12 protein-coding genes are annotated in these 14,100 nt (G+C 46.3%); 3 read left to right on the top strand and 9 right to left on the bottom strand.

All coding sequences use genetic code 11. The annotated features are described in order from the left end of the window. Positions 1–156, bottom strand: a 156-nt coding sequence (locus NT178_01650; protein MCX5811240.1) for a flavodoxin family protein, incomplete at its 3' end; no start/stop codon positions are given. 357 nt (positions 157–513) lie between these two features. On the opposite strand from NT178_01650, the gene NT178_01645 reads away from it, so the two are divergent. The 3 genes from NT178_01645 (at position 514) to NT178_01635 (ending at position 2,661) form a co-directional block, all read left to right on the top strand. Next, positions 514–1,380: a DUF882 domain-containing protein gene (locus NT178_01645; protein ID MCX5811239.1), complete on the top strand. Its 867-nt coding sequence runs from the start codon at positions 514–516 to the stop codon at positions 1,378–1,380. Between the two features lie 222 nt (positions 1,381–1,602). Then, a complete protein-coding gene (locus NT178_01640) occupies positions 1,603–1,851 on the top strand; it encodes a SemiSWEET transporter (protein MCX5811238.1) in 249 nt (82 codons plus the stop codon). A gap of 39 nt (positions 1,852–1,890) precedes the next feature. After that, positions 1,891–2,661: an enoyl-CoA hydratase-related protein gene (locus NT178_01635; GenBank protein ID MCX5811237.1), complete on the top strand. Its 771-nt coding sequence runs from the start codon at positions 1,891–1,893 to the stop codon at positions 2,659–2,661. Positions 2,662–2,817: 156 nt separating this feature from the next. Here NT178_01635 and NT178_01630 read toward each other — a convergent pair whose 3' ends face one another. The 8 genes from NT178_01630 to NT178_01595 all read right to left on the bottom strand — a co-directional run bounded on the left by NT178_01630 (position 2,818) and on the right by NT178_01595 (position 13,637). Continuing rightward, the gene (locus tag NT178_01630) at positions 2,818–3,570 is read right to left on the bottom strand and encodes a ParB/RepB/Spo0J family partition protein (GenBank protein MCX5811236.1); all 753 of its coding nucleotides are present in this window, start codon (positions 3,568–3,570) and stop codon (positions 2,818–2,820) included. Between the two features lie 88 nt (positions 3,571–3,658). After that, on the bottom strand, positions 3,659–5,014 hold the full coding sequence (locus NT178_01625; protein ID MCX5811235.1) for a putative DNA binding domain-containing protein: 1,356 nt from the start codon (positions 5,012–5,014) through the stop codon (positions 3,659–3,661). A gap of 174 nt (positions 5,015–5,188) precedes the next feature. Continuing rightward, a complete protein-coding gene (locus tag NT178_01620) occupies positions 5,189–5,374 on the bottom strand; it encodes a hypothetical protein (GenBank protein MCX5811234.1) in 186 nt (61 codons plus the stop codon). Then, on the bottom strand, positions 5,367–5,630 hold the full coding sequence (locus tag NT178_01615) for a type II toxin-antitoxin system RelE/ParE family toxin (protein ID MCX5811233.1): 264 nt from the start codon (positions 5,628–5,630) through the stop codon (positions 5,367–5,369). Before NT178_01615 ends, NT178_01620 begins: the two co-directional genes overlap by 8 nt. Before the next feature lie 17 nt (positions 5,631–5,647). Further along, entirely contained in the window at positions 5,648–8,683 is a 3,036-nt protein-coding gene (locus NT178_01610; protein MCX5811232.1) for a DEAD/DEAH box helicase family protein, read from the bottom strand. Positions 8,684–8,869: 186 nt separating this feature from the next. Then, positions 8,870–10,339: a putative DNA binding domain-containing protein gene (locus NT178_01605; protein ID MCX5811231.1), complete on the bottom strand. Its 1,470-nt coding sequence runs from the start codon at positions 10,337–10,339 to the stop codon at positions 8,870–8,872. Then, complete coding sequence (locus NT178_01600) at positions 10,336–11,655, bottom strand: restriction endonuclease subunit S (protein ID MCX5811230.1); 1,320 nt, start codon at positions 11,653–11,655, stop codon at positions 10,336–10,338. The genes NT178_01605 and NT178_01600 overlap by 4 nt, the downstream gene beginning before the upstream one ends. Then, a complete protein-coding gene (locus NT178_01595; protein MCX5811229.1) occupies positions 11,652–13,637 on the bottom strand; it encodes a class I SAM-dependent DNA methyltransferase in 1,986 nt (661 codons plus the stop codon). Before NT178_01595 ends, NT178_01600 begins: the two co-directional genes overlap by 4 nt. Between the last annotated feature and the right edge of the window lie 463 nt (positions 13,638–14,100).

Raw genomic sequence — 14,100 nt, 5'->3', positions numbered from 1 at the left:
TGCGAAGCAGCTTATACATCCCCTGTAACTGAGATCATAGAGGTGGACAAGTTCGGTGTCCGCTCCCCGGGATGCGGCCCCATCCAGGGCTTTTTGAAGAAGGGTTGCCGTGTTCCATTTCTTTCTCGGGCTTCCGTTTATAGCTATCATTTTCATGGGTTCTGTCTCCTTTTTTACCTTCTAATATAGCATCTTCCGAGACCGGGAGCAACTTGCTGTCGTATAAACAGGTGCGAAATCGTGGTTTCTGTTCGACATGTTTGAGGAGGTTCTTACGCACCACAACAATGGCAGAACCCAACCCGTCGCGGCCACCCGATTCGGTGCCCCCGGGAAACCCATTACCGGACTTGCAAACGAACGCCTCACACCATTTATTTGGGTTGCATATCCTTTAGCGGCTTATTATAATACTTCATGAATCCTTCCGGAATACTGCACTCGCACTTTCTGCTTATGCACCGATCTTTGTTAATCGCTATTTCACTAATAATATTTTTCCCTTGTCTGAGCATGTCATCCTCGGACCCTGTCCGTTTTTTTCGATTGGGTGACGGCAAGATAAGCATACGTAACGAACATAATGGACGAGAAGCAAAGGTAAATCTCTTTGATCCTGGTGGAATGTTGAACGAAAAGGCTCTTAATGAAATCGATACGGTATTCAATTTTCCTGATAATCGGAAAGGAGAGCATGTCTCTCTAAGGCTCCTCTTTTTATTAGACTATTTTTCTGACATGATTGCCCCCGGTAAAATGATTCATCTCATTTCAGGCTATAGAAACCCTACTTATAACCAAAAGTTGAAGGAGTCCGGTGGTAACGTGGCCAGTACAAGTACTCATATGGACGGTATGGCAATAGATTTTTACCTGGAGGGGATTAACGGCAAGGTTCTGTGGGAGACTGTTCGCAAGGAGAATTGCTGCGGAGTTGGCCATTATGGAGGCAAAAGTGTCCACCTCGATTCCGGAAAGCCTCGCTTTTGGGAGGCGGCAACATCAAAGGTCGGCACCAGGGAAAGTGAATTCAACCGCAAGGTTTATCTGTCAACTGAATATGATCGTTACAGGCAAGGTGAAAAGATTCGTTTCTTCCTCACATCCTTAAGTGATTTTCAATTCGGAATCCATAAGACAGCTACATTATTCAAGGATATTGAAGGAAAGAATGATGCGACAGCGCTGATAATTCAAGCCCAAAACGAAGAAGAGTGCATTCTGATCAACGATAGGAATGCGTCGCGATCAATCTATGCAACGCTACCCGCAGGATTGGAATCGGGTCGATACAGGATTCGGTTCGATTTCTGCAGAAGACCGTTTGAACAAATGCCAACTATGACTTTATCAAACGAGATAGAAATCGTTAAAGAGTGAAATTCGAGACTTTATATTAGTACTATGGAATATTAAAATTGTGATGTCATCTGTATAAATTATGTTCGAAATTACCGGTTTAATGAAATATTTTTAACTATTCACTGTTTACTAACGACTATTCACTGCAGTTAAGATACCCAATAATAAGCTCCCGGCTCTGCCTGGGGTACGTGATTATTCATTTGTTTTTTCTCATGGGGTAGTGGTAAAACCTTATCAATGAAGGACATGATCGGTTATATCGCAGCGCTCTTTACGACATTTGCCTTGCTGCCTCAGATTATACGCATCCGGAAACTTAAGGAAGCAAGGGACATCTCACTTTTTATGCCGCTTATGATATCCATTGGCTCAATATTATGGCTCATCTACGGCATTATCCTCAAGGAAGCGCCGATAATAGCTGCAAACGCCGTATCTTTGCTCTTCTCATTGACAGTGCTGTTTATTACAATAAAATACCGGTAGCATCATACAGGAGAGGAAAAAAAAAAAAAAAAACACTTATTGTATGATCATCAAGGCAAGATAGCTGTTATAACCCTTAACAGACCGGAGGCGAAGAACGCATTCAGCGTAGAGATGATATCCCTTTGGGATGCATATCTCAAGGAGGCAAAACAGGATGACTCAATACAGGTTATCATCGTCACGGGCATGGGCGACACCTTCTGTTCCGGCGGCAACATAAAAGATATGGCCGAGGGCAGGCTTCGCTCATGGGGGATGAAAAACTTCCTCTGGGAAGGCGTGCATCGGATCATCCTCACTATGGAGGACCTTGACAAACCCGTCATCGCGGCGGTTAACGGGGCAGCCATGGGCGCAGGCATGGATATGGCCCTTATGTGTGATTTAAGGGTATCTTCGGACAGGGCAAGGTTTGCCGAATCCTATATTATGATGGGACTCATACCCGGCGATGGAGGGTCCTATTTTCTACCCCGGCTTGTAGGGACAGCAAAGGCGCTGGAGTTGCTTCTTACCGGCGATGTGCTTTCTGCTTCCGAAGCCCTGAGCCTGGGAATTGTAAACAGGGTCGTACCCCATGACTCTCTCATGGAAGAAACGATGAAACTGGCAAAGAAAATTGCCGATAAACCTCCTCTTGCAGTGAGGATGATGAAAAGGTCGGTATATCAGGCTCAGACAAGCACCCTCAGGTCTCACCTGGACTATATATCCTCACAAATATCCCTGCTTTCCGAAACAGAAGATCATAAAGAGGCCGCGCAGGCATTTATTGAAAAGAGAAAACCGGTTTTTAAGGGAAGGTAAGGATTCTCGTATCTTAACTGCCTTTCTCACACTTGCGGGGGTCTTTTTTTGCCGTATGGGGCCATTGGCACCTGCTGTTGCACGAAATCACAGAAAACCTGTAGTTCATAGAGGAGCTTTTCAAGGTCTTCTCTTATATAAGTTCCAAGGCCCTTCTCAAAAGTTGCTTTTATGGTTGGTTGTGTCCGGTTTGACTTTTTTGTATGCTGTGAGCAGATTATTCAGGGTGGCATTGGTGACGGGTATCTTCATGACGGCCTCAAAAATCTTATCACGGTCAGGGCAATCGAGGTTGGCAGCAAAAAGATAACCCTGAGAAACAGGGAGATTTCCCGCCTGGATCGCTGCCTGAATCTCAGGAGGAAGTTTTAAAAGTGAAAACCCGTTAAACATCGTCTTTGTTGACTTTCCGGAGATTTGAAGAGCAGTCGCAACAGTTGCGACTAATTCGTCTGACACAAGTTCGGGTTTTCTATCGTATTTTATTAACTCACTCATCACCCCATCCACGTCATAGTTTTTGTCAGAGAGTTTTGCCTGGATGTATGAGAGTATCCCCTTTGCCTGATCGATGGGATTTAAGTCTTCTCTCTGGAGGTTTTCTGTCAACTGATATGCAAGTATTTCATCCTTCTGGGTGATTGTATTAACAACACGTACCGGGATAGATTCCACTCCAAGCTTTTGTACAGCCAGATAACGGCGTTCTCCGCAGAGGAGCAGGTATTTGCCATCTTTTGGCGTCACAAGGACAGGCTCTAACACGCCCCGGTCTTTGATGGATTCCATAAGAGCCTTGAAGGACTCACTCTCAGTGTCGATGCTTGACCTGATCTGTTCTTCAATAATGATATCCCCTAAGGATAGATATAAAAACTCTGGATTCTCAACTGTTTTCTTTGTCGCCATTTGTCATCCTCCTTGTTTACTGCAAATTTCAACAATCAACACCCGCAAGCGGATATCCGAAATTCCAAATAACAACCTCCGTTAATTGTCATAAATGAGCCCTTCGCAAGTAATATCCGCCGGTCTTTTTGCTGCCTCTGAACTCTATCTTTCCATCATCGCGCAGCTTCTTTATCCATCGCTCAGCCGTTCTCAATGATATGTTCAAGTTCTTTGCTATGTCTATAGACCGTTTACCGGGGTTATTTTTTATGTAGAAAAACAAGGAATTTATTCCGCCATTTATTCCGCCATTTATTCCGCCATCCTCCGGGACAGTTTCGGCCTCTGTAATCGCTAAATCTCTATAAAATACAACAAGAAACCCGCTCTTGAGCGTTTCGAACTCTACTCTGACATCATTCTTTTTGCATTCCTCATGAATCCTCTTTAATCCCGAGCCCCACTTTTCGATCTCTTTTGACTTGTATAGCGTTTCTGCAATGAGAGGGTTCCGCAGGATAGATCTTTCTTTCCCCGTTATGAAATCCTCAGGGGTATATCCTTCCGGAAATGAGCCAGGGTTGTAAATCTCCACCCTGTCTTTAAATACGGCAATTTCATTGCCCTTTGGAATGGTATAGTCACGATGGCAGAAGGAGTTGACGAGAGCCTCCCGGATGGCCTTAATAGGTATCTCCGGAATCTCCTCTCTCTTTATCTTCCCGAACTTTACCCTCCAGTTGATATGTTCCGATATATACTGTTCTGACTTTTCCAACAGATCGAAAATGGTACCCTGGAATTTCTTGATGTCGAGAAAGGTCAGTTTATCTGTTCCGGCAAAAACAGCGGCCTGCGCCTCCAAGGGATTTGAATCACAGAATAGAACTTCGCAGGCATTCAGCAGGACATTTCCTTTAATGAGGTTGAGCTTGTTGAGTGTTGTCTTTATGCCTTCAAAGTCAAAATCAAGCCGCCCCACAGATTGAGCCTTGGAGATGTATTGACTGAGAGTTTTGTCATTCACGTCTTTTAGAGAACGTAGGGATATTCTACCTTCCCATGAAAGCTGCTCCCTATTTTTCCTGAGAAACATGTTTTCAAGTTCTTTAGCGCTCAGTTGTCTATCCTCATCTCCTACACGCATATAGGCCCTTCCATACGCAAAATAAGGGGGTTCTTCTCCTTGAAATTCCACTTTGATACATCCCTTAGACTCTATTTCTACCTTTTCAACCTTTGGGTAAATTTTCGGTTCTACATGCTCCGCGATTGCCCTTGAAACGTCCCGTATGGTTTTCCCGGTAACGGTCTGCCCGGTAACGGTTCCATCATTGCTGATTCCAAAGTAAAGATCGCCGCCCTGATGCTTATTCAGGATGGCGGCGATGGAAACGACCGCTTCTTTCAGTTCGGACGTTGATTTCTTTAATTCCAGCTTTTCAGATTCTTTGAATTTCATTTTTCTGAGTTATCCCCTTTTACGTTTCTTCCCAGCCTTACCTTTCCTCATACCCACATCCGCCGAGTTATTTATATCCTTATGGCTGTCCATAATCCATTCGAATGCAAAAAACAAGACCTTACCCCATATCCCCTTAGGGTTTGGTCCGACCCCAATCGCCCATAACAATCCTTACAGGCCCAAATCCTTTTTCAGGTCTTCGTGGGTGGTCCAGGTTTTATTTCTTTTTTTTACTGTCAAAGCTGAACGATAGTCTTTGCTGTCCTGCTCAATCTCTTTGAGTCGAGCATACTCGCTGTAATCAAGAATAACTACTACCGGCTCTTTATCTTTTCTGATGATTTGCGTTTTAATCATTGTACGCCTCCTGCCTGTGCTTCACTTCATAGATGAACATAACATTGCCATCATTATCAAATATTATACGATATTTCCCAACCCTTAGTCTTTTGAATTCTCCATACTTGCCTTTCAAAACTTTGACATCGAAGTTGCCGCCAGGGTTCTCGGCATAGGCCTCGGCTGTTTCTATTATCATTTTTGCGCTCTTTTTGTCTCCCTTATAAATTTGCTTAATCTGTTTTACCGCTTTCTCTGAATACTTGATTTCCATATAGTCCCTCTGAGCTGTCACCTGTAATTACTCGAATATTCTACTTTCCCTCGCAACCGTTTGTAAACCTCCGACGCAAGCCAGCCCGTGACAATCTTCTGAAACGCCTTGTCGTTCATGAACTTTCCGAAAATCTCTTCATTTTGATCCATTCGCTCTACAAACAATGTTTCCAATATATTCTTGAAGACCAATTCGAATTTATCTCCCGGGTTCACCTCCGCAGCTTGCTTCAGCCCCTCGTCAGAGATAGCCGCCTCTATGATCTGGTCAAAGAATAATTGGTCCGCCTGGTTAAAGTCCGTTCCAAACCTTTCATTCACAATATCAATGAGCCGCGATAAAGCCACGGCCTCTTCGCGAACGAGCCCGCTTCCCACTTCTGTCGGGCCGTCCAATGCCCGTGCATCACCCTCTTTCAGGTCGATGGAGCCCTCGCTGATCTTCTGCAGTCGGTAGTATTCCAGCCTGAAATCATCATCAAAGTTGTAGGCAGGCCCTCTTTTACGCCGGGGCAGCTTTGATGCAAGATGACGAAGGAAGACATAAAGCTTCTCAAGATCGGAATCTTGGTAGGGAATGATCTGACTCAGAAAGGCATAGAGATTGCGGAAGGTATAGAGCTTTCCCCGCCAGAGTTCCGCTTCATCTTCGTCCTTTTCCTGCATTGCTGTAAAACGATCTACAGCCGGGTCCAGTGCCGCGTTCATCGCCTGGTGATCGCCTGCGCTCTGTCGCTGTCTTGGCCTGAAGTAAACCTCGCAGAATCGTTCCATTTCCTCACTTAAATAAATCCCCGATGCGTCAAGTTCCCCTTTAATCTGGTACATACGCGCCGGGTCCACTTCCTCGCCCATCTCGGCCCCTTCATAGTAAGCCTTGAATGCGTCATGAATCTCCTCCCGGTCGTTAACAAAGTCGAGAATGAAAGTATCTTCTTTGAGCGGGTGTATCCGGTTAAGGCGGGACAACGATTGCACTGCCTGAATCCCGGCCAGCCGCTTATCCACATACATGGTATGTAAAAGAGGCTGATCAAAACCGGTCTGATATTTTTCTGCAACCAGCAATACCCTGTATTCGGGCGTTGCGAACGTTTCCGGCAATTCCTTCTCTCTTACGCCTTGATTCATGCCCTCTTCGGTATAGCTCACATCAGGAAGCATATCGTCCTGCACTGTACCAGAGAACGCTACCAGTGTTTTGATGGGGTAACCCTTTGCCTTGATGTAGCGATCGAAGCTCTGCTTATAACGCACTGCTTCCAGACGTGATCCGGTGAGGACCATTGCCTTGGCATGGCCGCCGATTTTGTGAAGTGTTACAGCATTAAAGTGCTCAATCATAATTTCAGTCTTTTGCGCAATATTGGCGGGATGTAGTCTTAAAAACCGGGCCAGAGCACGGGCAGCTTTCTTGCGCTCCACATTGGGATCATCTTCACAGACTTTTAGCAACTTAAAATATGTGTTGTAGGTAGTGTAATATTTCAGTACATCGAGAATAAATCCCTCTTCGATGGCCTGCCTCATTGTATATCGGTGAAAGGGATCGCCACCCCGTCCAAAAACGGCAAGTGTTTTATGCTTCGGCGTGGCTGTAAAGGCAAAGAAACTTATGTTTGCCTGTTTCCCGCGCTTGGCCATGCTGCGGAAAAGCTCTTCCAGCTTCTCCATACCTTCTTCGGCGGCCTTTCGCTTGGCCTCCTCATGCAACGCTTCTCCGCCTAAGACTTCTTTGAGATCTGTTGCTGTCTCCCCACCCTGGGAACTGTGTGCCTCATCAACAATGACCGCGCATTTACGGGTGAGAAGCCACCCGGAATGTGTCTCGCCTCGTTTCTCGGCCATTTTCAGTAACTGATTTGAAACAAAGGGAAATTTCTGGAGTGTGGTAATAATTATCGGTACGGCGTTCTCCAAGGCCTCAGCCAGTTGTCGCGAGCTTTCATCAATTTTCTGTACGACACCGCGTTTATGTTCAAACTGGTATATCGTATCTTGTAACTGCTGATCAAGCACAATACGGTCGGTGATGACAATAACAGAATCAAAAACACGTTCGTTCTTGTCGTCATGCAACGATGAAAGCCGGTGGGCCAGCCAGGCGATGGTATTGCTCTTGCCGCTACCGGCAGAATGCTCTACAAGATAGTTGTGCCCGACTCCTTCATCCCGTGCCGCATCTATAAGCGTGCGTACCGCTTGAAGCTGATGATACCGGGGAAAGATCATGGTAGGCTTTTTGACTTTACGCCCCTCATCTGTTTGTTTCTCTTCAATTTGTAGATGGAGAAACCGGGCCAGAAGATCGAGCATACTATCCCTTTGAAGGATTTCTTCCCACAGATAGGCCGTTCGATAGGTGCGGCCTGCCGGGTCTGGTGGATTTCCTGCACCGCCTTTAAGGCCTTTATTGAAAGGGAGAAAGTAAGTAGCTTTGCCTGCCAGACGTGTAGTCATAAAGACTGCTTCCGTATCAACGGCAAAATGCACTAAGGTCCTGCGCTTGAATTCAAAAATGGGTTCTCGCGGATCACGATCGTACATGTATTGTCGGATCGCATTGTCTACGTTCTGCCCGGTCAAGGGATTCTTCAATTCTACTGTCGCGATGGGAATACCGTTAAGAATTAGCGTAACGTCAAGCGACTTCTCTGACCGGGTGGAAAAATGGAGCTGCCGTGTGATACCTAAGCGATTTGCCTTGTAGCGTTCTTCAAGCTCCGGATTAAGTTCATGGGCTGCCTTGAAAAATGCCGCCCGCAGAGTTCGGCCATAGCATTTAAAGCCGTGTCGCAGCGTCGCCAAAGAGCCATTGGCATCCATCCACTTGCAGAGGTCGGTAATAATCTGCTCACCGGTTTTCTCTCCATGCAGGGCCTCAAGCTTTGCCCACTCGCTGGGCTGGGTTTCACGGATAAAAGCAAGTATAGTTTCCGGGAAGATAGCCCGTTCACGGTCGAAACCGTCAGGGGAGACTGGAATATATCCGTTCGCCAGCAGATGGGTTTCAATGACGGTTTCAAAACTCTTTTCGGATGTCTCAGCCATTGTAATCAAATAACCATCAAATAAAGTTCAAGTGAACAAAAAACCATGGTGTTTAGGCCTATCTCCTTGATATCATGCTGGTATTATGTTGATATCATGCATAATGTATATCATGTTTACTGTGCCGGACTGACCCAAGATATTGTCTCCCATCAAATAACCATCAAATAAACTCTAGCCTTCAAGCTAAGCCCAAAAGGGCACATATTTGGCATACTTCTTTCCCTGTTCTGGGTCATAAGGCTTAATACGTTTTTCTTCCATGGTGTCACGGATGATTCTTGAAGCAATTGCCGCGTTATGTTCTAAAATTCCAAATCGTTCTCTCAGACTGGAGTTGGTCATTGGATCTCGATGAACAAAACGAAGGCATGCATGGAGATAGCAGGCACGAACACGATCTGTCCGATCCATATCTTTCAATGCTTTGTAGGCAGAAAGAACTGCACGTGTGCTTCCCTCCGGTGTTTCGAAACTCGGTGCCGGCAACTGAAAAAGCTCCGTCTGGAAGACTACCTTATCGACACCGCTGCCGCGTTCCTCGCATATACCCGCTCTTCGCATAAAAGATGCCAAAACCTCATTACGAGAACGGGGTGGACTATCCAAAAACCGATCCGTGTTAACCAGGGGAAGTCCCGGATTGGTTATCTCTATCCTGTCTGAGAATACTTCAATCATAGGACCGCTTCCCGTTACTGAAAGATCTTGATGAATCAGCGCGTTGGCCACTAACTCGCGGATTGCCGGTTCAGGAAACATGGACATTTCTTTTCTGAGCGCCTTACCGATTTCTTCGTTTTGCGGCAACGCTCCATTGAGAAAATCAATAAGCCCTTGAAATCCTGTTGCATAACCCTTTCGGTCAACATGTTCCCGAATAGTTTTCAGCCTGCCCTTATCATCGTAAAAGACAACACGTACTATTTTACGTCTCAAGCCTTTAAACTGCTCCATGTTTTTGGCAAAAAGAACTGCGCCAAGATTTGTTATGTCCCAACCTCCCGCCTGATTAATTGAGACCATGCGCTCTTCTGAAAGGCGCTCCAATATTTTTTGAGCTCCGTCAGGAAGAGGAAGTTTCAGTAAGTCAAAGTAACTGGGATAGTCCAACAGAGCCAGGACATCCTTGCCAGGCAGACGCTCAACAGCCTTGATTTCCTCAAAGGGAACGCGGTCGAAGATACGCCATAACTCACGTTCTTTTTCCGGAAAATCTTTCAGTTTTTTCAGGTAAGAACCGACGCGGATAAACCTGTTTCCCTGAAACTGAACCGGTTTGGAAGATGCGCGAGGAATTTCAAGCAACACGATAAGCTGCTCCGCCACATCAATGGGCCAGAAATGAAAATCAATACGTGGGCTAAGCAGGCGAAGCAACCAACTCTCAAGGTCTTCATTACCCTTCTTTGCGGTTCCTGGGCGGAAATCGGTTCCAACAACTTCATGAGTTTTGTCCGCAATGCCCCAGATCACATATCCATGTGTTTTGCCGCAGAGGGCAGCGGAATTACTCAGCCCTGAGATGTATTCACCTATCTCCTCGGGATTATTATTGTTCTCCTTGAACTCAACCCACTTAGTTTCCCTAGGCAGGTTCCGCAACTCTGCAAGGAGTCCCGTCAAATCATCCGTGGTACGATCAACACCACTCATTGGGGTATCTCCAGCCTGCCGGTTACCGCGGCGGCTATGAGGGCAGAGCGGCGCTCTTTCAATAGATTTATTGTTAGCTCCGCCACTTTCTTCAGAGTATCCAGTTTTGTGGTTTCCAGGTTGATGTGGGCGATGATGGAGCGTTGTTCAGAGAGAGGAGGTAAGACTATTTGCCAATCCTTTATGTGCTCCTGCGAAATCTTTACCATTGAATTACTTGTACCCCGGGCGTCCGTCTCGATCTGAATACGGCCAACTGGACTGAGCAAAAAATAATTCAAGAATGATCCATCAATAATATTTTCCTCAAGTAACAAGCGATAAATAAGATCGCAAAGGATCAGTCGGGGCCGGGATGCCATAACATGGCAAACATCACCGACCAATTCAGGTGTGTTAGACCGAGTAATGAGAAAGTCGTGCTGATGGACTTCAAGGTTGTGAGGTACATCAAGCTCGGGTGGCAATGTTTTCACTTTGGTAATGTCAAAATGGCCATGATTAACAGAGTTCAGCTTGAGTACAGCCCACTCATCATCCTCAGGCTCTCGATCGTCTGCCTGAGGGCTCCAACCCTGTTCAAGACTGGAAAAGAGCCAACGTAGGCGGATAACATCCCAGTGAGCCGGAGCTTGTCCAAGCCATGGGATACCGGAGTCGCGTAAAGGAACGTCTGGATTAAGACCATGGGTAACAGCATGAGTTATAAGCGCCCGTCTCTTCTCCGCCAGCAGTTCTAAGAGGCGCTCTTTCGCAACTATCATTACATCTATTTTTGTCGTCTCACGGTCGAGAAAGTCAGCGATGGTCTGCTGTTGTTCATATGGAGGGTTAGGAGCAATAACAGAATTACGGAATTCGGAATTTAAACCTGGTTGAGCAGACCCACGCACCTCCAACTTTATCTGGTCTTGGGCTATGCTGGATTGAATGAAGTAGAAATAAAACTTGGGACAATTAGCATCTGAAAATCGGAGTAAAAATACATGTTCGTTGACTGCTGACTGAGAGGCAGGCAACTGCTCTGCGATTGCGACCTTGCCAATTGTGGCTCCATCCTTTACGAGAAGCACATCATTTTGATGGATTCTCCCCGTTGACATTTTTTCATAAAAATCAAGGGGAACGAATCTTGGATTGCTAAGTTTCCACTGCCCTTGCCAACCGATGTGTTCCCCTCCAATGCTTAGCGCACCACTGATGTATTCTTCGGTGTCACTGATTTCTCTTCTGCCACTTTCGAGCGCAGAAAGGAGCCATTTTAGGCGGATTGTTTTCAAGCTGTCTGGTAAGGTCTGAGGGAGAGATACACTCACTCTGTTACCTCACTGAGCAACCTTAAAATCTCGTCCTCCGCCTTTTTCAAGTCTGCATCAATCTCTTCTAATGGCCGAGGTGGGATGTACTTGTAGAAATGGCGGTTGAAGTTGATCTCGTATCCCACCTTATCCTTGCTGCAATCCATCCATGCGTCAGGCACGTGGGGCAAAACCTCGCGCTTAAAATATTCATCAATATTATCTTTGAGGGGAATGTTTTCAAAGTCTCGGAGGTTGGCATCAGGCTCTAAGCCCTCTTCTTTTTCTTTTTTCACCGGCTCGGCCTCCGGGTCTTTGTGCGTGAATACATCACGAAAGAGCTTGAGCTCAGCCTTTTTCAAGTTTGACCGGCGCTTATGCAGTATATCGAGAATACGTTCAAGCACCGAATTCCAATCACTAATTGGCTCACGGCCAAGCTCCGCGTCGATGGCCTGAACATCATCAAGCCGTTCAGGACAGGCGTCAAGAAAACGGGCTTTGTCTTCGATGGTCATCCGGTAGCAAAGCCGTAACGGACGTTCGACGGTGATACGGGTGTATCCGAAGTCGTCATTGTCAAAGAGCTTTGAGATTTCGCTGTTACTGAACCCAGCGTAATGCTTCACGATATCATCAATCTGGTTCGGTGTCCCTTCCTCACCGTTGCTTATCATACGGCGCTTATCACCGAGACTCTTGCGCATTGGCACATAGATATTGCGGGCGTCGAATAATTGTATCTTGCCTTTGCGGTGTTTTTCTTTGCGGTTGGTGACAATCCAGATATAGGTACCGATGCTGGTGTTATAAAACATCTGTTCAGGCAGAGCAATAATGGCTTCAAGCCAGTCATTTTCAATGATCCATTTCCGTATATTGCTTTCCCCGGAACCGGCTCCACCGGAGAAAAGGGGTGAGCCGCTGAAAACAATGGCCAGACGCGAGCCGTGCTTGAGTTGGCCGGGTAACAGAGGCTCGAATTTGCTGACCATATGCTGGAGAAAAAGAAGAGACCCATCGTTGACGCGCGGCAAACCAGCCCCGAAACGCCCTCCAAAGCCCACTTTTTCATATTCACGCTGAATCTCCTTTTGCTGCTTCTTCCAATCCACGCCGAAGGGCGGGTTCGTGAGAAAGTAGTCGAATTTGTCGTCCCCAAACTGGTCATCAGTGAAGGAGTCGCCGAAGCGGATATTATCACCGCTGCCGTTATGATCGACCTGCTTCATGAGCATATCTGACGCGGCAGTGGCAAAGGCCCTCTTGTTATAATCCTGACCATAGACATAGAGCCTTGCTTCCTTGTGGTGATTACGCAGATAGTTTTGGGCTTCGGCCAGCATACCGCCGGTGCCGCAGGCCGGATCGAGGAGTTTGCGTACCGTACCGGGCGTGGCAAGAAGTTCATTATCGTTTATAAAGAGAACACTCACCATGAGCCGGATAACCTCACGGGGCGTAAAGTGGTCACCGGCTGTTTCGTTGGCAAGTTCATTAAAGCGGCGGATAAGGTTTTCGAAGATGAGGCCCATTTCCTCATTGGGTACCTTGTCGGGATGTAAATCCACATCGCAGAACTTGGAGACAACAAGATAGAGAATGTTGGCCTCCCGCATTTTCTCAATCTCACCCTCAAATTCGAAATAATCGAAGATTGTCCGGACGTTGTTTGAAAAGCCTTTGATGTAACTGACAAGGTGCTTTTCGATATTGTCCGGGTCACCCTTCAGCTTCTCAAAGGTAAGGGGTGAATGGTTATGAAACCGCTGACCGGCAGCCTTGTCGAGTATGCTCTCCAGGGCCGTGTCGTGATGCTTCTCTTTTATCAATTCATACTTTTTTAGCACAGCGTCCTTGGTGGGCGCGAGTACGCAATCAAACCGGCGCAGCACCGTCATGGGCAGCATGACCCGCTCATACTGCGGTGGCCTGTAAGGTCCGCGCAGCAAATCAGCAATCTGCCATATTAAATTCGCATGTTCCTGGTGATTAGCCATCTGTCGGCCCACCCTGTGATGATATAGCTTGTATTGTCCAGCTGGTTGTGCCTATTGTCATTTATCGCCCCCTCTACCAATCATGCTAAGTTCTTGTTTCAGAAAATATATAATTTAGAAACAGAAAAAACCACTTAAAATATCAATCTTAGGAGATAATTGAAAGATTTTAAAAACAGTGGGGCTTTGTTTCCCGACTGCATAATTTCTAAATCCATCCCTTCCCCTTAAATACGGCTGATAGTTCATAGCTCATGGTAATCAGCAAACCCTGAACATCGAAAGGTTTTTCTTCCCATAGCCTCTTGCCCATAACCCATGACCTCTAACATAGAACCTTGACCAGCCTTGTCTGCCCATGAGACATATAACCATTTCTGAGTCATTTTCTTCATTTGGACCTGTTTCAGTAATGTGTCCAATAATTAGCAAGAAATGGACACGTTTTTTGGATATGTCCACA

This window comes from Pseudomonadota bacterium (assembly GCA_026388255.1).
GTDB lineage: Bacteria > Desulfobacterota > Syntrophorhabdia > Syntrophorhabdales > Syntrophorhabdaceae > JAPLKB01.
This window is presented reverse-complemented; position numbering and strand designations above follow the sequence as displayed.